The sequence below is a fragment of the Burkholderia sp. BCC0405 genome (assembly GCF_902833075.1).
Classification (GTDB): Bacteria; Pseudomonadota; Gammaproteobacteria; order Burkholderiales; family Burkholderiaceae; genus Burkholderia.
Genome location: NZ_CADFEO010000018.1, coordinates 72055 through 96549 on the forward strand (window position 1 = coordinate 72055; position 24495 = coordinate 96549).

26 protein-coding genes and 1 pseudogene are annotated in these 24495 nt (G+C 66.2%); 8 read left to right on the forward strand and 19 right to left on the reverse strand.

Annotation, left to right across the window (positions count from 1 at the left end; genetic code table 11):
- Positions 1-48 precede the first annotated feature (48 nt).
- The 7 genes from HWX36_RS26360 to HWX36_RS26390 form a co-directional block, all read right to left on the reverse strand.
- Positions 49-2832 carry a TonB-dependent receptor gene (locus HWX36_RS26360; RefSeq protein WP_175956107.1) on the reverse strand — a complete coding sequence of 928 codons (2784 nt, stop codon included), beginning with the start codon at positions 2830-2832 and terminating at the stop codon, positions 49-51.
- 332 nt (positions 2833-3164) lie between these two features.
- Positions 3165-3740 carry an XRE family transcriptional regulator gene (locus tag HWX36_RS26365; RefSeq protein ID WP_043182976.1) on the reverse strand — a complete coding sequence of 192 codons (576 nt, stop codon included), beginning with the start codon at positions 3738-3740 and terminating at the stop codon, positions 3165-3167.
- A gap of 293 nt (positions 3741-4033) precedes the next feature.
- On the reverse strand, positions 4034-5200 hold the full coding sequence (locus HWX36_RS26370; RefSeq protein WP_244136524.1) for a tetratricopeptide repeat protein: 1167 nt from the start codon (positions 5198-5200) through the stop codon (positions 4034-4036).
- Positions 5201-5240: 40 nt separating this feature from the next.
- Positions 5241-5672, reverse strand: coding sequence for a biopolymer transporter ExbD (locus HWX36_RS26375; protein ID WP_011352157.1), 432 nt, complete (start codon positions 5670-5672; stop codon positions 5241-5243).
- A gap of 274 nt (positions 5673-5946) precedes the next feature.
- Positions 5947-6369: a biopolymer transporter ExbD gene (locus tag HWX36_RS26380; RefSeq protein WP_175013681.1), complete on the reverse strand. Its 423-nt coding sequence runs from the start codon at positions 6367-6369 to the stop codon at positions 5947-5949.
- 20 nt (positions 6370-6389) lie between these two features.
- Positions 6390-7304: a MotA/TolQ/ExbB proton channel family protein gene (locus HWX36_RS26385; protein ID WP_175956111.1), complete on the reverse strand. Its 915-nt coding sequence runs from the start codon at positions 7302-7304 to the stop codon at positions 6390-6392.
- An 86-nt stretch (positions 7305-7390) separates the two neighbouring features.
- Entirely contained in the window at positions 7391-8089 is a 699-nt protein-coding gene (locus tag HWX36_RS26390; protein ID WP_011352160.1) for an energy transducer TonB, read from the reverse strand.
- A gap of 122 nt (positions 8090-8211) precedes the next feature.
- On the opposite strand from HWX36_RS26390, the gene HWX36_RS26395 reads away from it, so the two are divergent.
- A complete protein-coding gene (locus tag HWX36_RS26395) occupies positions 8212-8451 on the forward strand; it encodes a hypothetical protein (protein ID WP_175956113.1) in 240 nt (79 codons plus the stop codon).
- Positions 8452-8917: 466 nt separating this feature from the next.
- Here the strand turns inward: HWX36_RS26395 and HWX36_RS26400 are convergent, their stop codons facing one another.
- Positions 8918-9403 carry a YbaK/EbsC family protein gene (locus tag HWX36_RS26400; RefSeq protein WP_175956115.1) on the reverse strand — a complete coding sequence of 162 codons (486 nt, stop codon included), beginning with the start codon at positions 9401-9403 and terminating at the stop codon, positions 8918-8920.
- Between the two features lie 109 nt (positions 9404-9512).
- Complete coding sequence (locus HWX36_RS26405) at positions 9513-10502, reverse strand: cysteine synthase A (protein WP_175956265.1); 990 nt, start codon at positions 10500-10502, stop codon at positions 9513-9515.
- 145 nt (positions 10503-10647) lie between these two features.
- On the opposite strand from HWX36_RS26405, the gene HWX36_RS26410 reads away from it, so the two are divergent.
- Positions 10648-11136 (forward strand): adenosine-specific kinase, encoded by a 489-nt coding sequence (locus HWX36_RS26410; RefSeq protein ID WP_175956117.1) that lies wholly within the window; start codon positions 10648-10650, stop codon positions 11134-11136.
- 223 nt (positions 11137-11359) lie between these two features.
- Positions 11360-11653 (forward strand): YciI-like protein, encoded by a 294-nt coding sequence (locus HWX36_RS26415; protein ID WP_175956119.1) that lies wholly within the window; start codon positions 11360-11362, stop codon positions 11651-11653.
- A gap of 7 nt (positions 11654-11660) precedes the next feature.
- Here HWX36_RS26415 and corA read toward each other — a convergent pair whose 3' ends face one another.
- A complete protein-coding gene (gene corA, locus HWX36_RS26420) occupies positions 11661-12638 on the reverse strand; it encodes a magnesium/cobalt transporter CorA (protein ID WP_175956121.1) in 978 nt (325 codons plus the stop codon).
- A 179-nt stretch (positions 12639-12817) separates the two neighbouring features.
- Here corA and cydX point away from each other — a divergent pair, with 179 nt between their 5' ends.
- Both cydX and HWX36_RS26430 read left to right on the forward strand, forming a co-directional pair.
- Positions 12818-12964, forward strand: a complete 147-nt coding sequence (cydX, locus tag HWX36_RS26425; RefSeq protein ID WP_043182986.1) for a cytochrome bd-I oxidase subunit CydX — start codon at positions 12818-12820, stop codon at positions 12962-12964.
- On the forward strand, positions 12961-13578 hold the full coding sequence (locus HWX36_RS26430; protein WP_175956122.1) for an ATP-binding protein: 618 nt from the start codon (positions 12961-12963) through the stop codon (positions 13576-13578). The genes cydX and HWX36_RS26430 overlap by 4 nt, the downstream gene beginning before the upstream one ends.
- A 106-nt stretch (positions 13579-13684) precedes the next feature.
- On the opposite strand, the gene HWX36_RS26435 is transcribed toward HWX36_RS26430, so the two are convergent.
- Positions 13685-14785 carry a saccharopine dehydrogenase C-terminal domain-containing protein gene (locus HWX36_RS26435; RefSeq protein ID WP_175956124.1) on the reverse strand — a complete coding sequence of 367 codons (1101 nt, stop codon included), beginning with the start codon at positions 14783-14785 and terminating at the stop codon, positions 13685-13687.
- A gap of 249 nt (positions 14786-15034) precedes the next feature.
- On the opposite strand from HWX36_RS26435, the pseudogene HWX36_RS26440 reads away from it, so the two are divergent.
- Positions 15035-15566 (forward strand): annotated as a pseudogene (locus tag HWX36_RS26440) (hypothetical protein); the annotation flags it as partial.
- Between the two features lie 29 nt (positions 15567-15595).
- Here HWX36_RS26440 and HWX36_RS26445 read toward each other — a convergent pair.
- The gene (locus HWX36_RS26445; protein ID WP_006481526.1) at positions 15596-16060 is read right to left on the reverse strand and encodes an Lrp/AsnC family transcriptional regulator; all 465 of its coding nucleotides are present in this window, start codon (positions 16058-16060) and stop codon (positions 15596-15598) included.
- A gap of 385 nt (positions 16061-16445) precedes the next feature.
- On the opposite strand from HWX36_RS26445, the gene HWX36_RS26450 reads away from it, so the two are divergent.
- Together HWX36_RS26450 and HWX36_RS26455 are read left to right on the forward strand one after the other, a co-directional pair.
- A complete protein-coding gene (locus HWX36_RS26450; protein WP_175956126.1) occupies positions 16446-16982 on the forward strand; it encodes a Spy/CpxP family protein refolding chaperone in 537 nt (178 codons plus the stop codon).
- Positions 16983-17117: 135 nt separating this feature from the next.
- Entirely contained in the window at positions 17118-17549 is a 432-nt protein-coding gene (locus HWX36_RS26455; RefSeq protein WP_175956128.1) for a PGDYG domain-containing protein, read from the forward strand.
- Positions 17550-17582: 33 nt separating this feature from the next.
- On the opposite strand, the gene HWX36_RS26460 is transcribed toward HWX36_RS26455, so the two are convergent.
- From HWX36_RS26460 to HWX36_RS26490, 7 genes are all read right to left on the reverse strand, one after another.
- The gene (locus HWX36_RS26460; protein WP_175956131.1) at positions 17583-17945 is read right to left on the reverse strand and encodes a DUF3022 domain-containing protein; all 363 of its coding nucleotides are present in this window, start codon (positions 17943-17945) and stop codon (positions 17583-17585) included.
- 13 nt (positions 17946-17958) lie between these two features.
- Positions 17959-18747, reverse strand: coding sequence for a YhfC family glutamic-type intramembrane protease (locus HWX36_RS26465; RefSeq protein ID WP_175956133.1), 789 nt, complete (start codon positions 18745-18747; stop codon positions 17959-17961).
- A 54-nt stretch (positions 18748-18801) separates the two neighbouring features.
- Positions 18802-19845, reverse strand: coding sequence for a LacI family DNA-binding transcriptional regulator (locus HWX36_RS26470; protein ID WP_175956135.1), 1044 nt, complete (start codon positions 19843-19845; stop codon positions 18802-18804).
- A 429-nt stretch (positions 19846-20274) separates the two neighbouring features.
- A complete protein-coding gene (locus HWX36_RS26475; RefSeq protein ID WP_175956137.1) occupies positions 20275-21240 on the reverse strand; it encodes an NAD(P)-dependent oxidoreductase in 966 nt (321 codons plus the stop codon).
- Positions 21241-21245: 5 nt separating this feature from the next.
- Positions 21246-22526 carry an MFS transporter gene (locus tag HWX36_RS26480; RefSeq protein ID WP_175956139.1) on the reverse strand — a complete coding sequence of 427 codons (1281 nt, stop codon included), beginning with the start codon at positions 22524-22526 and terminating at the stop codon, positions 21246-21248.
- Between the two features lie 109 nt (positions 22527-22635).
- On the reverse strand, positions 22636-23628 hold the full coding sequence (locus tag HWX36_RS26485) for a sugar kinase (RefSeq protein ID WP_175956141.1): 993 nt from the start codon (positions 23626-23628) through the stop codon (positions 22636-22638).
- A 28-nt stretch (positions 23629-23656) separates the two neighbouring features.
- On the reverse strand, positions 23657-24421 hold the full coding sequence (locus HWX36_RS26490; protein ID WP_175956143.1) for a sugar phosphate isomerase/epimerase: 765 nt from the start codon (positions 24419-24421) through the stop codon (positions 23657-23659).
- Between the last annotated feature and the right edge of the window lie 74 nt (positions 24422-24495).

A 24495-nucleotide genomic window follows, 5' to 3' on the forward strand; every position in this document is an offset into this window, starting at 1 on the left:
GGACGTGGAGCGGCCGGTCTAAAGCCTGTCAATGCATCGCGGTTTCCATCAGAACTTGTACGTCGCGCCGATCTGCGCGAACCGGCCGATATACGAATACACCGACGTGTCGTACCCGCTCTGGCTCAGCGTGCCATTTGCGAAGATCGGGTCGAACGGCGGCGTGCGGTTGAAGACGTTGTCGATGCCGCCGTAGATCGTCCAGTTCTTGAAGCCCGTGTACGTCACCATCAGGTTGAACTGGCTGTATGAACCGACCTTGCTCGGCGCGGGCATCAGGTTCTGCGCGTACGGGCCCGTGAACTGCCACGTCAGCGCCGCATCGAACTTCCGGTAGTTCCAGTCCAGCGTCGTGTTGCCGCGCCAGCGCGGGAAGCTGCCGCCGAACGGCTGCGTGATCGTGAAGTTGTTGCCTGCGCCGTTGACCGGCGCGGCGCCCGGGAAGCCGATCTTGTAGCTGTTGACGTAAGCCCAGTCGCCCGACAGCGTGACGATGCCCCAGTTCTTGATCGGCAGGCCCTGACGGAACGTGCCTTCGAAGCCGTTCGTGTCGAGGTAGCCGAGGTTCTGGTACGGGATCACCTTGTACAGCAGCTGGCCCGTCGTCGGGTCGGTGACGATCTGCGACGGCGCGCCCTGCCCGATCACATTGTCGATGCGGATCTTGTACCAGTCGAAGCCGAGGTCGGTGTAACGGCTCGGCGAGACCTGGAAGCCGATGTTCAGGTTGCGCGTGCGTTCCGGCGCGAGGTTCGGGTTGCCGACGGTGATCGACGTGTAGTTCTGGCCGGTGGCCGGATCGACCTGGATGCCGAGCGTCTGCGACTTGCTGTCCTCGACGAAGGTCGGCGCGCGGAAGCCGCGGTTGTACGACGTATACAGCGTGAGCGCCTTGATCGGCTGGTAACGCAACGCGAAGCGCGGCGAGAAGGCGCCGCCCACGTCCGAGTAGTGGTCGTAGCGGCCTGCCTGGCTGAACGTCAGGTTCTCGATGATCGGCACGTTGATCTGGTAGTAGACCGCCGCGACGTTGCGCGCACCGTTCACCGTTTCCAGATCCGGCGAGATGACGGCGCCGGACAGGTATTCGGCGCCCGGCGTCAGCGTTTCGCTCTGGTGCGTGAACTGCGCGCCGAAACCGATGCCGACATCGCCCGCCGGCAGGTGGAACAGGTTCGGCGTCGACACCGTCGCGTCGATCGTGTCGAGCTTCGAGATGCCGAGGTTGTTGGCGTTCTGGTACAGCCCGTTGAACGCGTTGGGTGTCGCCGCCGGGTTCGCGAAATTCAGCGTGCCGTTCTGGTAGATGTTGTTCAGCGCGTTGACGTTCAGCTGGTTCGTGTACTCGTTCGACACCGTGCTCTGCGAATGGCTGACCGAAGTCGCCCAGTCCCAGTCACCGTACGGCAGCGTAAACGACCCCTTGATGCCGGCCGCCGCGCGCCAGTAGTTGGCCCAGGTTTTCTGCGCGACCGTGTTCGGAAACGCGTAGGTGAGCGGCGTGGCCGCGCCCGTCGTGTTGTACGGGTTGCTGGTCGGTACCGTGAAATTGAACGGCGACAGCAGCTTCGTCTGCGGATTCCAGACGAGCGCCGGATTCTGCGAGTTGCCGATCACGTTGTTCCACAGGCCGTCGTTGGTCGTGGTCGTGTTGTAGCTTTCGAGGAAATCCGCGAACGCGGTCGTCTTGTCGTCGATCTTGAAGTCGCCATGGAGCTTCGCGTTCAGGCGTTCCGTCATCGGCAGAATCGACGTGCTTTCGGCCGTGTTGTACGCGCAGACCGTGCCCGGCGACCCGGCCGACAGCGAATTCGACGCGGCCGGATGGACCGAGCCGCCGAACGGGCAGCCCCCGCTCAGCGCCTGCGCGACACCGCCGGGCATGTTCCAGTACGACGGCGCGAGCAGCGAGAAGCCGCCCGGATTAGAGGTGAAGTCCTGGTTGCGCGTCGAGTCGCGATCGGCAAGCGTGAAGCCGTTCGACTTGTAGTAGCTGAGCGCGGCCGTCACGTTGAAGCGGTCGGCGTTCAGGTCGCCGAAGCCGCCGAGCACGCCGAACTTCACCGTGCCGTCGCCGTTACCGGCGTTGATCGCGCTGCCGAGGCTGCCGTCGAGCTGCAGGCCGCGGAAATCGTGTTTCGTGATGATGTTGACGACACCGCCGATCGCGTCCGAACCGTACTGCGACACGGCGCCCGTCTTCACGATTTCGATCCGCTCGATGTCGTTGAGCGGAATCGTGTTGAGGTCGAAGAACGAGTCGACGCTGTTCGAGAAGAACGCGTACGGCGCCACGCGCTGGCCGTCGATCATCACGAGCGTGTATTTTTCCGACAGGCCGCGCAGCGCGATGCCCGCCGCGCCGGCCGCGAAGTTGCCGGACTGTCCTTCGCCCCAGCTGTTCGCCGAGTTGGACGCCGCATCGCGCAGGAAGTCGGCAACGGTCACCGCGCCGCTGGCCTGGATTTCCTTCGGCGTGATCGTCTGCACCTGCTGGAAGCCGGTCTTGTCGGCTTGCCGGATCAGCGAACCCGTCACTTCGAACCGCTTGATCTGCGCGACCTTGCCCTGCCCGTTCGCACCCGGTGCGGCGGGCGTCGCCTCGGCTGCCGCGCCGGCCGACGCATCGGGCGCCGCGGGCGCTGCCGCGCCCGGCGTGCCGTCCGCCTGTGCAACGGTCACGGGCGCACCGTTCGCGACCGTATCCGCGATCGCGACGGCGCCCGGCGCCGGCTGGCTCTGGGCGAACGCCGGCGGCGCCAGTACGGCCGTCAGCGCCAGTTCCGCCCAGACTATCCTCTTGATGGCCAACGCCAAAACTCTCTGCTTCATCTTGTTCCCTCTCGCTCGTAGTAAGACCCCACCTGCTGCGCCGGAACCTTGTGAATTCCTTGCGCGTCCTGGGTGCCCGTGTACCGGAACCCGCGATTGCCACGCCTTCGACTGCCACGACTCGAACGGATCGGCCTCGGGTCACCAGCGCCATCCAGCATCACCGCCGTTTTCTTTTTTGATTCGCCCTACTAATTACCTACATTGAGCGCATTGCCTGCTTCTTCCCGATCCGGCGGACAGCTGGTGCTGCACGAGGCGAGCCTGTGCGCGCCTGGGTGCACACCCTCCGCTTCCGATCGGGTACTTCTCCTTCGCGCCGGCCGCCTGCGCTAGAACAGCCTGGGCGTGCCGACCCAGACGATCACCGCCTCTTCGTCGGCCGTGTTGCGCCACGCATGCGGCATCGTCGATTCGTAATGCGCGGTATCGCCCTCGTTCAGCGTGAACGTGCAATCCTCGAGCGTCAGCGCCACCTGCCCGCGCAACACGTAGACGAACTCCTCGCCCGCGTGCGTCGTCATCTCGGACGACAGCTGCCCCGCCGGCATCCGGACGAGAATCGCGTCGAGCTTGCGGCCGTCCACCAGGTTCGTCAGCCTGGCGAACAGGCTGGCCGAGTTCGTGAACTGGAAATACTGCAGCGCGTTGCCGCGGCATACCGAGCGCGCTTCCGTCGGCGTGTCGATGAAGTACTGCATCGTCACGCCCAGCGCCTTCGCGATCCGCACCAGCGACGTGATCGACGGCGTCGCCCGCCCGCGCTCGACCTGCGACAGGAACGGCTTCGAAATGCCGGCGATCGTCGACGTTTCGTCGAGCGTGAGTTTCAGGCGCTGGCGCAGCGCCCGGATCTTGTTGCCTAGCGACACGGCGACGAGCACCGACTCATCAGGGGGCAAAACCATGGAAAGACGGACCCTCGCAGTCGAAATCGGTTTGATGTCGTCAAGCCTCGACCGATGCCGTGACGCGACCGGCCCGGCGCGATACGCCGCTGCATGCTGTCGCGGCGTGCAGGCCACACGCGGCGCGGCGCCGCAGCCGTGTCGCGGAGCCACGCAGCCCTCGCACATTTCATTCGGCATACTGATTAACAAGGCTGACCCCTTTCCATCTGCTGACCTGCCCATCGTGCATCGGCGCCATCACGGCGGCACACCGCTTGCCGATCACGGCTGCGTCGTGCGCGTCCGTTACGCTACCGGGATGCCACCACCGTCCAGAGGCGCGCCAGGTCGGCAGAACCATCGGCACCCTTGACTGTGCGCAGCACCTGGACCGCACGCGCCTTCTGGCCGGCCACGTAATACGCCTCGCCGAGCCGCAGCCGCGCCGCATCGGGATGCTCGAGCCCTCCCTTCGCGATCGCCTGCTCCATCATCTGCAGCCCCTGCTGCGCATGCCCCGCGAAGACGAGGTTCATGCCCGCGTCGATCGGCGCCGCGGGCGTCGTGGCATCCCCGCCCGATTGCGCGCGTTTTGCGGCGAGCGCCTGCAGCCGCTTCTCGCGATCCGCCTGCGCGTCCTTGCCGAGTACGCCGGATGCGAACCCCTGGTCGATCACCTGCTTGCCCTCGGCGGGCGACCCCGCAACCAGCGCGAGCTGTGTCATCTCCATGTACGCGTTGGCGGTCGCGAGCGAGCCCGTTGCGCGGCGCAACCGGTAGATGTCGAGGTCGAGCGACGGCAGATAGCCGGGGTTGCCGCGAATGGCCGTGACCATTTCGTCCCAGTACGCGGGGCTCGGGTGATAAGCCACCAGCAGCCCGAGCGCACCGCGATATGCGTTGCCGTCCTTCACTTTCTGCGCACAGGTCGCCAGCATCTGCAACTGCCCTTCATCCGGTGCGTGTCCGCCATTCGCCTGCGCGTCCGTGCTCGCTTTCAACTGGCTCACGAGCGGCGCGCAATCGTTGGACAGGTAGTAAGACTGCGTGAGCAGCGTGCGCATTTCCGGATCCGAACCACCAGCCTTCAGGTAGCGCTGCGCGACCCGGATCGCCAGCGGGTAGTTCTTCTGCTGGAAGTAGATGCCGGCCAGCGCGGCCGTTGTCCGCTGCTCGTCCTCACCCGACAGCCGCCCCGAGTTCAGCACGCTCTCGTAGGCCTGCGCGGCCGTGCCCGAGTCGCCGGCCGCCATCGCTGCCGCGCCGCGCATCTCCTCCACCATGTAGGTTTCGTACGGCGTCCGGTTCGGCACGGCGGCCGCCTGGGCGATCTTGCCGAGCGCATCGCGATACTTGTGCGCCCGGTACAGCTCCTGCGCGGCCGCCAACGGTTTCGCCACGTCCGGCCGCAGCGCGTCCGCCGGCCACGCCGGGCGTCCGAGCAGGCCGGCCGCGCCGAGCGCCGTCACCGCCATCATCCGTTTCCATCGTTGCGGGTTCATCGGCTCGTCCGTGTCTTCATTGCATGAACTGTTCGTTACCGATCAGGCCGATCTTGGTCGCGCCCACGCGTTGCGCGGATGCGAGCACGGCGGCCACGTCCTTGTACGGCACCAGCTTGTTGGGACGCAGGTGGATCTCCGCCTGCACGGGTTCCGCCGCGACCTGGGTCAGTTTCGACTCGAGCGCCGCGCGGTCCGGCACCGGCGCACCGTTCCAGGTCGTCGTGCCGTCGAAGTCGATGTCGATCTGCACGATTTCCGGCGGCGTGGCCGGCGGCGGCGGATTACCGACCGGCAGGTCCATCTTCACCGAATGCATCTGAATCGGGATCGTGATGATCAGCATGATCAGCAACACCAGCATCACGTCGATCAGCGGCGTGGTGTTGATATCGACCATCACTTCCGGTTCGGCGTTGCTACCGCCCGAAGGCACATTCATTCCCATCGTCGACTCCTGTCGACCCGCGTTAGCGCTTTAGCGCTTACGCGGGTCCCATGCTTCGCGGTCGACCCGCGTTAGTGCTTTAGCACTTACGCGGGTCCCATGCTTCGCGGTCGACCCGCGTCAGCGCTTCAGCGCTTACGCCGGTCCCATGCTTCGCGGTCGACCCGCGTCAGCGCTTTAGCACTTACGCTGGCCCCATCCTTCGCGGTCGACTGGCGTCAGCGCTCCCCCACTTGCCGCCAGCCCCCTGTTCCACCACGATTCCCACACGCGACTATCCACCGCGCGCAGGCGGCTCCGTAATGAACGACAGCTTCGCGATCCCCGCGCGCTCGCACATCGTGACCACCCGGCCGATGAACTCGTAGCGCGTGTTCTGGTCGCCGCGCACGTGGACGCTCGGCTGCGGCTGCTGCTGCGACACGTCCTTCAGCTTCGCGAGCAGCGTCTGTGCATCCACCAGCTGTTCGCCCCAGAAGAAATCGCCGTCCCGGTTCACCGCGATCTCGACGCTCTTCGGCGTCGTCTGCAGCGGCTGCACCGTCTCCTTCGGCAACTGAAGCTGGATCGTGTGCGTCACGACCGGAATCGTGATCAGGAAGATGATCAGCAGCACCAGCATCACGTCGACGAGCGGCGTCGTGTTGATGTTGGCGATCACCTCGTCGCTATCGTCCTGCCCGACGTTCATGGCCATCGCGCGTCTCCGTCAGCCGATCAGTTCGCGAGCGACGCTGCTGCCGGCGACGACGACGCGCGTACCGGGCGCCGATTGCCGGCCAGCAGCACCGTGTGCAGTTGCGCGCCGAAGTTGCGGACCCGCTCCATCACCGACTTGTTGCGCCGGACCAGGAAGTTGTAGCCGAGCACCGCCGGCACTGCGACGGCGAGGCCGATCGCGGTCATGATGAGCGCCTCGCCCACCGGGCCCGCGACCTTGTCGATCGACGCCTGGCCGGCGATGCCGATGGCCGTCAGCGCGTGATAGATCCCCCAGACCGTGCCGAACAGCCCGACGAACGGTGCGGTGGAGCCCACCGTGGCCAGGAATGCGAGCCCGTCCTGCATCCGGTTCGACACGTTCGTGATCGAGCGCTCGACCGACACGTCGATCCACGTATTGCGGTCCACCGCTTCCAGCAGCGCCTCGTCATGATGCTCGCCGGCCTCGATCGCCGTTTCGGCGATGAAGCGGAACGGCGATGCCTCGTCGAGCAGTTTGGCGCCCTCGGCCAGCGACGGCGCGGACCAGAGCTGCGCGTCCGCCAGCTTCGCGCGGCGATTGGCGCGCAACTGCTCCACGAACTTCGTGATCATGATGTACCAGCTTCCCATCGACATGATCACCAGCAGGATCAGCACGAAACGGGCGACGAAATCGCCGTTCTTCCATAGCGCGCCGAGCCCGTACGGATTCTCGACCGCTTCCGTCGTGGCCGGCGCGGGCGGCGGAGCCGGCTCGGCGGCGGCCGCAGCCGGGGCCGGTGCGGCCGACGGTGCCGCGGTCTGTGCCGATGTGCCGGCCGTGCCGCTAGCCTGCGCGTGGGCGAGTTGCGGTGCAACGAACCCGTCGATTGCGGCGACGGACATCAGGATGCTTGCCGCCAGCGCGGCCAGTGAACGCTTCGTCATACCCCACTCCAGTTATTTCGATGAACTTAATACGTCAGTTCGAGATGGTTTTTCCCGGCCCGGATCTCACCGGGCCGCCCACTGCATCAATTCAGATTGAACGAGAACGGAACCTGGACCCGCACCGACTGGCCCTGCGCGACGCACTTGAATCGTTTCACGGTGTTGTAGGCAGCACGATCGAGGATCGGATCCGCCGACTGCGCCACCCGCTCGTTCGTGATGTTCCCTTCCGCATCCACCACGAATTCGATCGTCACATCGCCCGTGATGTTGTTTTCCTGCGCCTCCTTCGGATACTGGATCGACGCGCGAAGCGTGTCCGAATTCGGGCAGACCACACCCACGTCATGGCTGACAGGCTTGGCCGGCGCCGGGGGCGCCACGACCGGCGCCTGCACGGCGGGTGCGGACGGTACCGGGGCCGACTGGTGCGTGATCGTTGCCTGCGGCGGCGCCTGCACCGGCACTTCCGGCGGCGGGACGAACGGCGGCGGCGGCGGCGCGAATTTCGGCGGCGGGAGTTTGACCACGGGCATCGGCGGTGGCGGCGGTGGCTTGACCGGCTCGATGATGCGCGTTTCGATCGGGTGCTGGATCACCTGCACGACTTTCGTCGCAAGCCCGTTGAGCAGCGCGTAGATCAGCACCGCGTGCAGCACCAGGACGATTCCGATGCCGCCGAACCGGCGGACCGGATTCTGTTGCTTCTTGCCGAACTCCCGCGGACGGCCCAGCGTCGCCAGTCCGCTGTTCGACGTAGCCAGATGCTCTTCGACTTTCATGCCCACCATCCATCCCCCAAGCGATTTGCCCAGTTTCGGATTGCTGCCGGCGGCGGAGCCAGGTCGGCATCGCCACCGCATCTACCCGAACATTTCATTTCAAATTCAATTAGCAATCCGAATTGAAAGAATCAAATTGGATTTCCGATTTGTTCTTTTTCAAGGAATCGTTCCGGCCGGCGCGGCCCGGCTTTGCACCGGAAAATCACGCGCCTGCACGTTCAGGCAATTGTCAGCTGAGTGGGTGGCGCCTTGCGTTTCGTCTGACGATTGGTCGTTCGTTACGCGGTGATGTCAATGGCGCCGTTCACTTGGGTGCAGAAGATAGCAAGGAAAAAATTTTGACGTCAAACTTTATTTGATGCCCGAATACAAAGTTTGGAGAGGTTATTCAAATAATATTCCGGTAAGCACAAATAAGCCTTTTATTATTGAAACGGTAATTGAATTGTATGGATATACGCGGAAACGGATATGAAGTTGTTCCAACATAAATGCCGGCGTATTTCCTGCACCGCATCAAAATCAGCCGCCGTGGGGGCGACCGGGACGGTGCCCTCGTCCCCTCGTCGACATCCGCGTCGATCGCGCGATGCGCTGCTCCGCCACCTCGAGCGGGCCGACGCGGCTTCCTCGAAACATCCTGCGCACCATCGATATCCGAATAGTTAATCCGGAATGCGATTCAAACTTCAGGCCGCCTTTGCCGCCCAAAAAACCGATGCCATCATTTCGCATACCGAATTAACCATCACACGAAACAGCCGCGCCCCCCCGGCTCACAACCGTGTCACACACGCGTCGACCAGTGCCCTTGCACTGCGCGCGTCAGGCGTGCATGCCCTGCATCTTGTGCGAGAAATGCGCGCGCTCGGCCGTCTCCATCAGCGTCAGGAATTCATCCTGCATCATGTGGATCAGCGCTTCGTGGTCGCCGGCCTCGAAATAGACTTCCGGCTGCTGCGCGAGACGTTCCTCCAGAAACGTCTTCATTCCGTACGCCATGCACACCGGCGGCAACGCGCCCATGTCGCAATCCTTGAACAGCTCGCGCAATTCGACCTCGCGGGCGAGCACGAGATGACGTCCCGTCTTCACCCAGAGATCCGAGAGGCGCACGGCGTGCGTGGTCGGCAATACGGCGGCGACGTAGCCTTCGTCGTCTTCGAGGAGCACGGTTTTCGCGAGGCGATCGCCGGGTATGTGCGCGGCGGCGGCCGTCTCCATGCTCGTATGGCTATAGGGGTGGTACACCACTTCGTACCGCGATGACTTCTGACGCAGGCAATCCTGCAGGGTGGCTGACACAGGCATGGCACACCTCGTCTGGACGATCGGGCGAACGGCGTTCGCACCGGATTCGTTCAGCATAGGTCGCATTCGGGCGGATGGAAATCCTCACCTATGCCACGCCTCCGGCGGTTCAACTCACGGACTCATCCCCCGGGTCCAGTCCCTTTTCGCGGAGCCATTCCCGATTGAAAAGCCGCGCGCGGTAGATGTCGCCACGGTCGCACAGCAAGGTCACGATCGTGTGCCCCGGGCCCATCCGGCGGGCCAGCCACGCCGCTGCCGCGACGTTGATGCCGCTCGATCCGCCGACATACAGCCCTTCCTCACGCAGCAACCGGTAGACCATCGTCACGCACTGCTGATCGTCGATCCGCACGGCGTCGTCGATCGGCGTGCCCGCAAGGTTCATGGTGACGCGCGTCGATCCGATGCCTTCGGTGATCGAACTGCCTTCCGCGCCGAGGTCCCCCGTTTTCACGTACCCGTAGAGCCCGCTGCCGTGCGGGTCGGCCAGCACGATCCGGACGTCCGGATTCTGCTCTTTCAGATACCGGCTCACGCCGGCCAGCGTGCCGCCCGTCCCGGTCGCGCAGACGAACGCATCGATCGTGCCCGCCGTATCGCGCCAGATCTCGGGCCCGGTCGTCTCGTAGTGCGCCTGACGATTGACGACGTTGTCGAACTGATTGGCCCACACCGCGTTGTCGAGTTCGTCCGCGAGCCGGCCGGCAATCTTCTGATAGTTGTTCGGGTCACGGTAGGGCGCCGCCGGCACCGGGCGCACCTCGGCGCCGAGGGTGCGCAGGATCGCCAGCTTGTCCGGCGATTGCGTGTCGGGAATCACGATCACGCAGCGATACCCGCGCGCCGCGCAGATATGTGCCAGACCGATGCCGGTATTGCCCGCCGTGCCCTCGACGACGGTGCCGCCCGGCTTCAGCACGCCACGCCGTTCGGCGTCGCGGATGATGTAGAGCGCCGCGCGGTCCTTCACCGACCCGCCCGGATTCATGAATTCCGCCTTGCCCAGGATCTCGCAGCCCGTCTCGGCGCTGAGCTTCGTCAAGCGAATCATCGGCGTGCGCCCCACGCAGTCGACGAAGCCGTGTCGCACGTCCATGTCTGCCTCCGTTGCCCTCGTGCGGCGCACGCGCCACACACAACGAAGGATAGGCCGCCCGCGCGGCTTTCGTCGCCGGCGCTCGCGTATTAAGCTTGAAGAGCCCATTGCGGCGCACGCGCCGCATCGCGAGACGAGGTCCGCCATGCTGCAACTGCAAACCGTTGCCGTCGACAAACCCGAGACCGTGAACTTCATCCTCGGCCAGTCGCATTTCATCAAGTCCGTCGAGGACATCCACGAGGCGTTGGTCGGCACCGTGCCCGGCATCCGCTTCGGGCTCGCCTTCTGCGAGGCGTCAGGCAAGCGGCTGGTGCGCCACTCCGGCACCGATGCGGCGCTCGTCGAGCTTGCATGTCGCAACGCCAGCGCGATCGGCGCCGGCCACGCGTTCATCGTGTTCCTCGGCGACGGCTTCTATCCGGTCAACGTACTCAATGCAATCAAGGCCGTGCCGGAGGTTTGCCGGATCTATTGCGCGACCGCGAACCCGACCGACGTGATCGTCGCGGAAACCGCGCAAGGGCGCGGGATCGTCGGCGTCGTCGACGGCTTTGGGCCGCTCGGTGTCGAAAATGACGACGACATCCGCTGGCGCAAGGATCTGCTGCGCACGATCGGCTACAAGGCGTAGGGATGGGCCACCGGGCGTCGGCCTGTAGACCTGGCTGCATCGAAGGTGCGTTGCAACCGGGATTCCAGGACGGATGACGCTCAGACCGTTAGTTGCGTCTTTGAGGCAGGCATGCCGCCTTTCGTGTTGTGCCGCTGTCATCCGCCTGCCCTATACTGCCCGCAGCAGACTGACTGACAGCCGCGCCGACGCCCCGGCCGCCGCGGCTCTCCCTGGAGCCACCATGCATTACCAGTTGATCTACGAACTCGTCGACGATTATCTGTCCCGTCGCGAACCGTTCCGCGCGGAGCACCTCGCACTCGCACAGGCCGCGACCGAACGCGGCGAACTCATGCTCGCCGGCGCGCTGTCGGACCCGGCCGACCAGGCCGTGCTCGTGTTCGAAGGGGATTCGCCGGAGGCGGCCGAGTCGTTCGCACGCGCCGATCCGTACGTGCAGAACGGTCTCGTGAAATCGTGGCGCGTGCGTCCGTGGCGCGTCGTGGTCGGCAAGCACGCGCCGCCTCGCGCGTGAAGCGGGACTACAGCCACCCTGCCCGCTTGAATCGCCACCACAGCGCGAAGTCGGCGACGACCATCACGGCAATGCAGCCGTAGAACCCGTATTTCAGGTGCAATTCGGGCATGTTCGCGAAGTTCATCCCGTAGATGCCGGCGATCATCGTCGGTATCGCGAACAGCGCGGCGAACGAGCCGAGCCGCTTCGTCACTTCGCTCTCGGTCAGCGAAATCATCCCGAGATTGATCTGGATCGCCGTCACGACCATCTCGCGGCGCCCTTCGATCGTCTTCACGATCCGCTGCAGATGGTCGTACACGTCGCGAAAATACGCCGCCATCCCGCTGCAGACGTGCGGAACACGCCCGCCGGTGAGCTTCGCGAGCGGCTCGATCAGCGGCGCCGTGTGCTGGTACAGCATCACGAGCCGGCGCTTCAGCGAATAGAGATCCTCGATGATCGCGCGCGACGACGCGGGCGTGGCCTTCGCGAAGATGCGATCCTCGAGTTCCTCGAGCTCGGTGCCGAGCGATTCGAGGATCGGGAAATAGCGGTCGACGACCTGGTCCATCAGCGCGTAGAACACGAACGCCGAGCCTTCCTGCAACAGATGCGGCTCGCGCTCGCAGCGCTTGCGCACTTCGCGGAAATCCTGCTCGGTGTGGTTGCGAATCGACAGCACGTAGTTCGGGCCGACGAACACGTTCAGCTCGCCCAGCTTGAATTCGCCGTCATCGTCGAGCTCGACCGTATGCAGCACCGCGAACAGCGAATCGCCATACTCCTCGATCTTCGGCCGCTGATGCCCCTTGCGGGCATCCTCGAGCGCCAGCTCGTGCAGCCCGAACTCCTCGCCCATCAGGTCGATTTCGTCGGGCGTCGGATCCTTCAGCGCGACCCACACGAAGCATTCGGGCTTCGACACGTAGTCGCTGATGGCGTCGATATCGATGTCGGCCAGCTTGCGGCCGTCCTGGTATGCAGCACAGTTGATCAGCATGTTGTCCGTGATGTTGCGGTTTGCGCATCAGTTTACCGGTTTGCTGCGCGGGCGGCCCGGCTTGCGCGGCACGGCGATATTGGTCATGATCGGGCTGCGTGCGCCGCAGCATGCGCACCCGGACACTTCGGACCACAAGCCGCACGGCCGTGCGGCCCAACCGTCAAGGAGACAGACCCATGTGGTATTTCTCGTGGATACTCGGCATCGGCGTGGCGCTCGGCTTCGGCATCATCAACGCGATGTGGCTGGAAGCGGAAGTCTTCTCGCGAGGCGACAAGCGCAACGGCGCGTCGAGCCCGCGCTCGGGAGGCAAGGCTTCGTGACGCATCTGGTGTTCTTCTGCGGTCACGCCGGCACCGGCAAGACCACGCTCGCGAAGCGGCTCATCGGGCCGCTGATGCGCGCGACCGGCGAGGCCTTCTGCCTGCTCGACAAGGACACGCTGTACGGCCGCTACAGTTCGGCCGCGATGGGCGCGCTCACCGAGGATCCGAACGACCGAGACAGCCCGCTCTACCTGAAGCACCTGCGCGATCCCGAATACCAGGGCCTGCTCGACACGGCCCGTGAAAATCTCGCGCTCGGCATCGGCGCGCTCGTGGTCGGCCCGCTGTCGCGCGAAGTGCGCGATCGCCGCATTCTCGACCGCGCGTGGCTCGGCATCGCGCCCGACGTCACGCTGACGGTCGTCTGGGTCCACACGTCGGAAGACGTCGCGCACCAGCGGATCGTCGCGCGCGGCAATCCGAACGATGCCTACAAGCTCGCGCACTGGGACGAATACCGGCAGCGCCGCTTCGTGCCGACCGGCCATGAATGCGACGGCATCGTGATGTTCGACAACACCGCGCCATCCGATGCCGATGTCAATGCGCTGCTGTACCGCATCGCGCCGCCTCCGCCGGTGGCCACGATCGTCCCGCCGCTGCCGGCCTGACCGGTTATTCCTGCGTTCCCCGCAAAAAACAACGCCGGAAGCGCTGCTGCGCTCCCGGCGTCGTACGGCCCTCGTGCCTGAGGCTGGCTGGCTGGTTGGCGGGCGGTCAGGCCACCGCGTGCACGCGCTCCATCGTGCCGCCTTCGTACAGCTTGCCGAAGCGGTTCGACAGGAACGCCTTCAGCGACACCTTTTCCTGCGGGATGAAACCGCTCTGCGGCAGCTTCTTTTCGCGGAACAGATCCAGCACCGCGCACATCGCGCCGGCCGTCGTGATCTGGATCGCGCTCATGTGCATCCCGCACACGTCCTTCGCGAAAATCTTGCGGGTGAACACGTCCTGCACCAGCTGACCGTCCTTCACGCCCGTCACCGTGATGAACACGAGCACGACGTCCTGTTTCGTCGACGGCACCGCGCGGCGCATGATCGACTTCAGCGTGTCGCGGTCGGTCGACAGGCGCAGGTCTTCGAGCAGGAACTGCACGAGCTCGCGGTGGCCCGGATAGCGCACCGACTTGTAGTCGAGCGTCTCGACCTTGCCCGACAGCGTCTCGCACAGCGTGCCCAGGCCGCCCGACGTGTTGAACGCTTCGTATTCGGTGCCGTCCAGCGAGAAGTGCTCGAGGCCTTCGAGCGGCTGCACCCATTGCTTGCGGCCGTCGCGGATCGCTTCGCACGGCTGGCAGTATTCGTTGATCAGGCCGTCGACGCTCCACGTCAGGTTGTACTTCAGCGCGTTGGTCGGGTACTCGGGCAGCGCGCCGACGCGCATCTTCACGTCGCGCACTTCGCTGAAGCCGTTCACCAGTTCGTGTGCGGCGAGACCGATGAAGCCCGGTGCGAGGCCGCACTGCGGCATGAACGCACGGTCGGAGCCTTCGGCCAGTTCGCGGATCGCATGGGTCGCACGCACGTCTTCGGTCAGGTCGAAGTAGTGGACGCCGGCCGCCTTCGCCGCGGCGGCAACGTTGACCGCGAGGTAGTAAGGCAGCGCGTTGACGAGCGCATCGAAGCCCTTCACGGCTTCGCGAATCGCGTTCGCGTCGGCCGAATCGACCCGTTGCGTCGCGATGCCTTCGCGCGACAGCTTCGCAAGCGCATCCGCATCACGGTCGAACGCGACGACTTCGTAGTCGCCCGTTTCACGCAGCATGTGAGCAATGGTGTGGCCGATCAGACCTGCGCCGACGATGGCGATTTTCATGCGCTTATCTCCTGATGATGGGTTGGTGTTGTGAACGGCGTTGAGCCATGAACACAGTTTAGGGACGCGCAAAATCAGTTCCAAGACGAAGAATGATGCGAAACGACCTCTAAATTCGACGTTCCGACGATACATTTCGTCGAAACGTCGAAACAACACCTTTTCCCCGCTGCCGGCCTCGCCATGGCTGGCCTGAGTCTTCCGTTTCAGACTGCATGCCGGCCGCCCGATTGCCCCAGGAGGCATCGCATGCGATCCGTGCCCGCTCATCGCACGCCGCACGGGCTGAACAAGGTGCCCGACGTCGCGCTGTCGTTGTGGATCATCGAGATCATGTCGACCACGGTCGGCGAAACCGGCGCGGACTTTCGCGCGGCCAGCGCGGGACTCGGCCAGACCTTCACGCGCGTCGCAATGGCGTCGCTGCTCGCGATTGCGCTGTGGCTGCAGTTGCGCACGTGCTGATACGTGCTGATACGTGCCGCTACGTGCCGTGGATCTACAGGCTCAAGGTGCTGTGCTGGTCGGCATCGTTGGCACGCAGATCACCGACCCGCTCACCGACGGCCCGAACGTCAGCCTCCATGCGAGTACCGCCGCATTTGCCGCCGCACTCGCCGCGATCCTTTTCGTGTGGCATCGCGTCGAAGGCACGCTGTCGATCGACACGACCGTCACGCCGCGGCGCAAGCTGTTCCACTGCGCCGCGGTCCTCTGCACGTTCGCGCCGCGCACCGCCGCGGGCGATCTCGCAACCGAGGCGCTCGGGCTCGGCTTCACGCGCAGCGCGACGAACACCGCGCTCGAGCGTCAGCCGCCGATCGTCCCGCGGTCGATCTTGCGTGAAAGAATGATCGACGTGGTCGTGCGTTCGACGCCTTCGAGCGTGCCGATCTGGTCGAGCAGGTCGTTGAGCCGTTCGGGCGAATCGGCCCGCAGCCACGCGACGTAGTCGTACTCGCCGCTCACCGCGCAAAGCAACTGCACTTCGGGCATCCGGTCGAGCTTGCGCAACACGTCCTTGCCGAACTTCGGCGTGAGGATGATGCCGACATACGCGTAAATGCTCGCGTCGAGCACGTCCTGCCCGAGCCGGACGCTGTAGCCGGCGATCACGTTGGTGCGTTCGAGCCGCGCGATGCGTGCGACGACCGTCGTGCGCGCGACGTCGAGCTGGCGCGCGAGATCCGCGACGCTTGCGCGCGCATCGGCTTGCAGCAGCGCGACGAGTTGCCGGTCGAGATCGTCGAGTTGGTCGAGGCGGGGTGGACGCATGAGGCTGGGCCGGCGCGAGACGCACCGGCTAAGTGGAATGTGACGCGATGATAGCGCCGAACGCCGGCACGCCCAAACGGCATCGCACGACTGCGCGATCGCGCATCGTCATGCGGTCGCGCTGCCTTGTCCGTCGCCAACACTGCGTCAGGATCGCACTTGCCGCTCGCTTTCCGCGCCCGGCGCCGGTACGCGCCGGACCCTCGCGGGCCCCGTGTCGACCCGCTATGTCCCTTTCAATTTCGATTCGTATCGGTTGTAAGCAAGTGTCGCATTCACTGCCGTGCCGCACGCAACGTGCTACTAATAGCGGGCGACGCGAGAAACGCGCTTGCGGCAATTGCCGCCGCGCCCGCTCGCAAGACACCATCCCGGAGAGCCAATCATGAAGAAAATCTCGCTCACCCTCGCTACGCTCGCTGTAGCAGCCAGCGCGTTCGCACAAACCCCGGCGCAACCGCAAGCGCCCGCCCAGGCCACGACGGCCGCGGCTTCGGCCCCGGGCGCCGAACAGCGCGAGGCGCGCCACGAAGCGCGCGTCGAGCAGCGCATCAAGTACCTGCACGACCAGCTGAAGATCACGTCGGCGCAGGAACCGCAGTGGAAAACGTTCGCCGACACGATGCGCGACAACGGCGACACGATGGGGCGCCTCTATCGCGAACGGATGGCCAAGCACGACGTCTCCGCACTCGACGACATGAAACAGTACGCGGAACTGTCGCAGGCGAACGCCGACGGCGCAAAGAAGCTCGCCGACGCCTTTGCGCCGCTCTACGAGAGCTTCCCGGCCGATCAGAAGGCGCGGGCCGACGCGACGTTCCGCGGCTGGCTGCACCACGGCGGCGAGCACCGCGGCAAGGGCAAGACGAAAGGCAAGGCGGCAGCCGCACCGGCCGCCAGCGCGCCCGCGCAGCCCTGACGCCCTCCCCGCCGGCGCCGTACCGCCCGTCCGGGCCGAACGGCGCCGCGCCGCTCCAGGCGACCGGCGCGTCACACGGCGCGCCGGATTCGGGATAAGCTCCCGGCTTTTCCAGCTTTCCCGCACCGCCCCGCCATGCTCGAACTCAAGCACCTCGACCTGCGTACCGATCCGCAGGCCCGTCGCGTCGTCAAGGACGAAACCGTCGCCGTGTCCTTCGCGGAGGCCGACGGCGAATTGATGAGCCTCGAAGGCCCGAACCGCTATATCGCGGGCGACGCGCTGATCACGGGCTCGACCGGCGACCGCTGGGTCGTGTCGCGCGCGCGCTTCGACGCCAAATACCTGCCCGCCGATCCGGCGCTCACGCACGGCGAGCCGGGCGACTACCGGAACCGGCCTGCCGTCGTGCTCGCCCGCCGGATGGACGAGCCCTTCACGATCGCCCGTTCGGAAAACGGCGACATGCTGCGCGGCGTCGCCGGCGACTGGGTGATGCAGTATGCGCCCGGCGACTACGGTGTCGTGCAGGCGCAGCGCTTCGCGCAGGTCTACCGCGACGCGTGATGCGACGCGCCGGCATGGCGCCGGCGCGAACGGTCACGCAAAGTCTTCGTCGAGTTCGAGTTCCGCGTCGCGCTCGACGGCCTCACCGGCCGCGTGGCGCTCCTCGAGCGACCCGAGCATCGCTTCCGTATACGCATGCAGCACCGCATGGCTGCGTGCGCGCTGCATCGGCTTGAGCGCCAGATAGCGCGCGAGCGCGGCCGGCACGATACGGATATCGAGCGTCATCCGCTTCGGCGCCGAGCCGAAACGCATCGCGAGCCAGTGAACGGACAGGAAGCGCCCGCGGGCGTCACTGCTTTCGGCAAAACGCGTCTGCTCCGGAAAGAGATCGCAGATCACGCGGGCGAGCGCGTCGAATTCCGCGCTCTGGCATTCGATCAGATAGTCATCCATCCCGTCTCTCCCGTCAGGCTGCCGATTGCGACGGCCGGCACACCTTCACCAGCACGACGACCAGGATCGCGGCCAGCATGACATGCGCGGCCTCGACCCAGCCGGCCGGCAGCACGCGAACCTGGTACAGCAATGCCGGCGCGGCCGCCAGCGCATGCAGCACGATCGCGAGCGGCAACACGCCCGCGCGGCCGGCGCGCACGCCGCGCCAGACCAGCACCGACAGCGCAAGCTGCAGCACGAATGCCGTGCAGCGTTCGACCAGCAACAGCAGGATCGACTGCGCCGACAGCGTCGCAAGCATCACGTGCAGCCGCACGACGGTATCGCCCGGCAGGTCGGCGAGTTGCGTTTCGAGCTGGCCGCGGCTCGCGAGCCACGCGAGATACGACCACTGGGCCCACACGAGTACGCCGACGAACCACGCTTCGGCGCCACCGTGACCGATCCCGTAACCGATTCCGCGGCTGTCGCCCGCCGACGGGCCGTAGCGGCGGTTCAGGAAACGCATCCCGAGATAGCGGCCGACTTCCTCGAACACGGCGGTCGCGAGCGCGCTGTACGCGACGAACGCAAGCGGCTGCGTGAGCCAGCCATCCGGCGGCGTCCGGCTCAGCACGAGCCCGTGGAACGCGCGTTCGAGGATCATCGCAAACAGCGTGAAGACGGCGACGCCGACGATCGTATCGCGGCGGTTCAGCGCCAGCGGCTTGCGCAGGAGTCGGAAGAGGATGAGCGGCAGGAGCGCGATGATCAGCGTGGCGGCGATCAGCACCGCCAGCGTGACGGGAGCGACAGTCATGTATTTCCTTGTTCGGGGCAGCGCATCCGGCGCGCTGCGTGCCCCGCATGATACTCAGCTTGCGGTCGACGCGCGCGCAACCAGCTCGCCCGGCAACAGCGAGACGCGTACGTCGCCCGCCGCGCCGTCGATCCGCTCGTGCACGAATTCGACGGCCTTGTAGCCGATTTCGTAGGTCGGCTGGCGGATCGTCGTGATGCCGATCAGCTCGGCCCATTCCGGATCGTCGATCGACAGCAGCGCCGCCTGCTGCTGCCATGCGGTGCCGAAACGCGCGCGCAGGTGGCGCGCGATCGCGAGCGCGACCGGCGCGTTCGCGGCGAACAGCGCCGCGCGCACGCCGCGCCGCGCCGCGTCGTCGATGCGGGCATCGATGTCGGCCAGCGCCGCCGTGACGGCGTCGGGCGCGTTCAGGTCGAGCACGACCGTCGACGGCACCGCCAGCCCGCGCGCCGCCAGCGCCGCGCGGAACGCAGCCTCGCGCAGGCGCCGCGAGCTGACGCGCTCGAACGGCTGCACGACGAAATGGATCGCGTCGAAACCGTGTTCGACCAGGTGCGCGAGTGCCGTCTCGATCGCGTCGGCGTTGTCGAGGCCGATCAGGTCGGCCTCGAAGCCTTCGACCGTCCGGTCGACAAGCACGGCCGGGATGCCGGCCCCGCGCAGCGGGCGCAGCACGTCCTCGTCGGCGCCGAGCGCGTTGACGATCAGCCCTTCGACGCGGTAGGTCGTGAGCAACTGCAGGAAGCGGCGTTCCATCTCGACTTCGTTTGCCGCGTGACAGATCAGCGGCATGTAGCCGAGCGCGTGGCATGCGGCCTCGACGCCCTGCAGCACTTCGACGGTATAGGGATTGGTCAGGTCGGCCGCGAGCATGCCGAGCAAGCGGTTGCGGCCGCGCTTGAGCCCGCGCGCCATCTGGTTCGGCCGGTAGTTGAGCCGCGCGATGGCCGATTCGATCCGCTGGCGCAGATCGGTGGACAGCACGTGCGTCTCGCCGTTCAGGTAGCGCGACACACTGGTCTTGCCCGTGCCGGCCTCGCGCGCGACATCGCTGATCGTCGCCGGACGCGTCGTGGTAGGTTGCGAATCGGTCACTGTCGTGCCTCGCGACGTACGATCCGCGCCGCTTCGTGAGCAGACGGACCTTTGTTGTTGGAAACGTAAGCCACCCGGTGGAATCTCCTGTCGACCCGCGTCAGCGCTCCAGCGCTTCGGCACTTACGCGGATCCCATGCTTCGCAGTCGGTCAGCGTTGGCTGCTTGAGCTTACGCTGATCCCCTGCTTCTGCTGATCGGCGCCGGCGCGTCGGCACCCGCCCCGGTCACCTGCAAAAACAGTCGGCCGCACCGGACCTGGCGCGGATACCTGTCGCGGGACGCCGCCGGCAGCGTTGCCGGGCCGTCGATGCGACGCGGGCGATCATAACGCAGCCAGCCATCCGGCACCAAGACCATAGACTCTAACGAAGCCGGCACCCCGCCGGCCAACCATCGACCGGTGGCCGCCCCGCTACCCGCGGCGGCTCAGGCGTGCGCGAGCGCATCCGGATTGACGAGATTCGTGCGCAGCGTGCCGGCCAGCGCGCCGACCAGGTTTTCCGCGGCGCAGCGCGCCATCGCGTGGCGCGTCTCGTGCGTCGCCGAGCCGATATGCGGCAGCGCGACGACATTTTTCATCTGCAACAACGGCGAATCCGCCGGCAACGGCTCCTTCTCGAACACGTCGAGCCCCGCGCCACGGATCGTGCCTGCGCGCAGCGCATCGATCAGCGCGGCTTCGTCGACCACCGGCCCGCGCGATGCGTTGATCAGGATCGCACCGCGCTTCATCTTCGCGAATTCGGCCGCGCCGATCAGGTGGTGCGTTTGCGCAGACAGCGGCACCTGCAGGCACACGAAATCCGATTGCGCGAGCAGTTCGTCGAGCGTGACGCGCCGCGCGCCGTACTGCGTCTCGGCTTCCGCATGCGCGGAGCGGTTCGCGTACAGCACCTGCATCCGGAAGCCGAGCGCCGCGCGGCGCGCGACCGCGCCGCCGATCCGCCCGAGCCCGACGATGCCGAGCGTCTTGCCCTGCACGTCGGTGCCGTACAGGTCGGGGCCGATACTGTGATGCCAGTGGCCGGCCTTCACCCACTCGGCCAGCTCGACCACGCGTCGCGCGGACGCGAGAATCAGCGAAAACACCGTATCGGCGGTCGACTCGGTCAGTACGTCCGGCGTATGCGCGAGCACGATCCCGCGCCGCGTGAGATCCGCGACGTCGAAGTTGTCGTAGCCGACCGAGATCGTCGACCACGCCTTCAGCCGCGGGGCGCGGTCGAGCATCTGCGGCGTGACCTTCAGGCTCGCGCCGATCGCGCCGTCCGCATCGCCGAGCGCATCGGCGAGGGCTGCGGCGCCGTCGGCCCGCACGACGTCCGCATGCTCGCGCAGGTACGCGAGGACGTCATCGGGCAGCGGCTTGTACGCGACGATACGGGGCTTCATCTGATTCATTTTCCTTGCAGCGGCGTCGCGAGCGGATGCGTATCGCGCGCCTGGGGTTTGACGGACAGCGTGAGGATCACCGCCGCGACGAGCGCGGCGCTCATGAATGCGTACGACGCGACGGGCGAGCCGGTCGCACCGTTCAGGTAGCCGACGAAGTACGAGCCGACGAACGAGCCGAGCGCGCCCATGCTGTTGATCAGCGCCATCGCACCACCGGCGACGTTCTTCGGCAGCAGTTCCGGCACGATCGCGAAAAACGGGCCGTACGGCGCGTACATCGCGGCGCCTGCGACGACCAGCAGCGCATACGAAATCCAGAAGTGCGACGAGCCGAGTGCGTACGATGCGGCGAACGCCGCCGCGCCGATCAGCAGGAACGGCCACACGAAACCGCGGCGCGAACCGACCTTGTCGGACGCCCACGATGCGGCGAGCATCGCGATCGTCGCGGCGAGATACGGCAACGCGGACAGCCAGCCGGTCGCGACCATCCCGAGGTCGGAGCCGTTCTTGACGATCGACGGCAGCCACAGCACGAAGCCGTACACGCCGATGCTCCAGCAGAAATACTGTGCGCACAGCTTGATCACCGCCGGCGAACGGAACGCCTCGCCATAGTTGCGCACGGGCTTGATCGCTGCCTGCTCGGCCGCGAGTGCGGCGTCGAGGTCACGCTTTTCCTGTGCGTTGAGCCACGGCGAATCGGCCGGCTTGTCCTGCACGAGGAACCACCAGCACACGGCCCAGAGGACGGCCGGCACGCCTTCGGCGATGAACATGTGGCGCCAGCCGAATTCGTGCACGAGATAGCCCGACACGATCGACATCCACAGCACGGTGACCGGGTTGCCGAGGATCAGGAACGTATTCGCGCGCGAGCGCTCGTTCTTCGTGAACCAATTGCTGATGTAGATCAGCATCGCCGGCATCACGGCCGCCTCGACGACGCCGAGCGCGAAGCGGATCGCCATCAGCGACGGGATGTTGCTGACCACGCCCGTGAGCGCCGCGCAAGCGCCCCACAGGATGAGGCTGACGAACACGAGCTTCTTCACGCTGCGGCGTTCCGCATAGATCGCGCCGGGGATCTGGAAGAAGAAGTAGCCGAGAAAGAACAGCGCGCCGATCAGCGACGACAGGCCCTTGCTGATCCCGAGGTCCTGGTTGATGCCGGCCGCGGCCGCGAACCCGTAGTTCGCGCGGTCGAGGTAGGCGAGGCTGTACGTGATGAAGACGATCGGCATGATCGTCCACCAGCGGCGGGCAGCGAGTGTGTTGGCCATCAGAATGTCTCCTGTGTCGGAACGCACGCTTCGGCGCGCGCCCCGGTCCCGAACGTTGCCGTGCGCGTGCACGACGAAAGAGTCCGCGGATTGTGCCGTGTCCGGCCTCTCATTGCGCGGTGAAGGTTTCCTCTAAGCGATCGGCGCGATTGCTGACGTTTTCGAATCGATCGAGCGCGGCGCGAGTCGGCAGCCCTTCCGAGTCGCCGATCACCTGGATCGCGAGCGCGCCGATCCGGTTGCCGCGCGCCACGGCCTGCTCGATCGTCTTGCCCTCCAGCAGCGCGCTGACCACGCCGACCGCGAAGCCGTCGCCGGCGCCGACCGTGTCGACGACGTTCTGCACGCGCTCGCCCGCCACCGTTCCGTCACGGCCGTCGGCCGTCCGGTAGTACGCGCCTTCGGCACCGAGCTTGATCACGACACCGCGCGCACCCTGCGCCAGATAGAAGCCCGCGATGTCGGCCGGCGTGTCGCGCCCGGTCAGTTGCCGCCCTTCGGCGATGCCCGGCAGCACCCAGTCCGCGAGCGACGCGAGCGCGTTCAGCGTCTTCGCCATGACGTCGGCGGACGGCCACAGCGTCGGGCGCAGGTTCGGGTCGAACGAGATCGTCTTGCCGGCCGCGCGCATTTCGCGCGCGAGCTTGAACGCGAGCTCGCACGACGTCGCGGAGATCGCCGGCGCGACGCCCGTCAGGTGCAGGTGGCGCGCGCCGAGCACGTAGTCGGCCACGTAGTCGTCGCACGACAGGTGGCTCGCGGCCGAGCCCTTGCGAAAATATTCGACGGTCGGGTCGCTGCCGTCGTCGTTGCGGGACTTCAGCTGGAAGCCGGTCGGATAACGCGGGTCGACCGTCACGCACGACGCGTCGATGCCCTCGCGCGCCAGCGTGTCGAGCACGTAGCCGCCGAACGAATCGCGACCGACGCGGCTCATCCAGCCGACCCGGAAGCCGAGCCGCGACAGGCCGATCGCGACGTTCAGGTCGGCGCCCGCGATCCGCTTCGAAAATTGCGCCGCGTGCGCGAGATGGCCGGGCTCGTTCGCGACGAACATCGCCATCGCTTCGCCGTAGGTCACGACATCGAGTGCTGCTTTCATGAATGAACGCTCCAGGATCCTTCCGCCGTCACGCGGCCGCGAGCCACGCGACGCGCCGGCATGCATCGCCCGCCAGGTCGGCCGCGTCGAACGGGAACTCGATACCGCGCGGCGCCTGCCGCGGCAGCGCCGCTAGCACGCCGGTCACGAGCGGGTCGTTCGGCGCCGGCGCGGCGGCGAAACGGCGCGCGCCCTCGCCCGCGACTGCCTTGCAATGAATGTATTCCACATGCGGCGCGAGCACTTGCGCGCAGTCAAGCGGCGCTTCGCCCGGCCACTGCCAGTTGCCGATGTCGAAGGTCATCCCGAGCGCATCGGGCGTGCCCGCCGCGGCCAATGCCTCGAACAGCCCGCGGAACTGCGCGAGCGCGCCGCCCACCGGAAGCTGGCCGTTCTCGACCACCACGCGGGCACGCGCGCCGCGCGATAGCGCGACGATGTCCGCCGCGTGCGCGTCGCCGGCGAAGCCGCCGAGCTGGAATTTCACGAAGCGCGCCCCGAGTGCGTCGGCTTCCGCGAGCGCGCTGCGCAACGCGTCCGCATCGAGCGCACCCGTTTCCGTGTACAGGTTGGCCGGCGTCGAATAGACCGACCACAGCCCGTGGCCGGCCAGTTGCGCGCCGAGCGCGGCCAGCGCGGCGGGGGCTGCCTCCGCTTCGGACGCGAACAGTTCGCGCCGCACCTCGAAGCCGGTCGCACCGGACGCTGCCGCGGTCGCGATGAATGCGCCGTGGCCCTCCTGACGCACGCGATCCATCCCGAATGCGCTCGCCACGATCACGATGTCTGTCATTTTGCCCTTTTTCACCGGAATGGAACCGGTTCCATTTGCTTGAGACGGATGGTGCGCTCCGCGTCGGACCCACG